The following is a 423-nucleotide window of genomic DNA, read 5'->3' as shown; positions in this document are numbered from 1 at the left end:
CAGCAGCAAGAGAAGATCAAACTGAAGGCTCGTTCGACGGTAGCACAGCACCACGAGGCACTGATCGGCCATGGGTTTACACGTGCGCACATCGTTGCGCTCAGCCAACACCCGGCAGCCTTGGGGACCGTCGCTGTCAAGTACCAGGCCATGATCGCGGCGTTGCCGGAGGCGACACACGAAGACATCGTTGGCGTCGGCAAACAGTGGTCCGGCGCACGCGCCCTGGAAGCATTGCTCACGGTGTCGGGAGAGTTGAGAGGTCCACCGTTACAGTTGGACACAGGTCAACTTCTCAAGATTGCAAAACGTGGCGGCGTGACCGCGGTGGAGGCAGTGCATGCATGGCGCAATGCACTGACGGGCGCTCCCCTGAACCTGACCCCGGACCAGGTGGTGGCCATCGCCAGCAATAACGGTGGC

General features: G+C 61.5%; 1 protein-coding gene. It reads left to right on the top strand.

All coding sequences use genetic code 11. The annotated features are described in order from the left end of the window. The coding region (locus J7360_RS17605) for a TAL effector repeat-containing protein (RefSeq protein ID WP_209034341.1) at positions 1–423 on the top strand (423 nt) is incomplete at both ends.

It is taken from the genome of Xanthomonas sp. D-99, assembly GCF_017746145.1.
Classification (GTDB): Bacteria; Pseudomonadota; Gammaproteobacteria; order Xanthomonadales; family Xanthomonadaceae; genus Xanthomonas; species Xanthomonas cissicola.
Note: the sequence above shows the minus strand (reverse complement) of the source record. Positions and strands in the feature narration are given on the sequence as shown.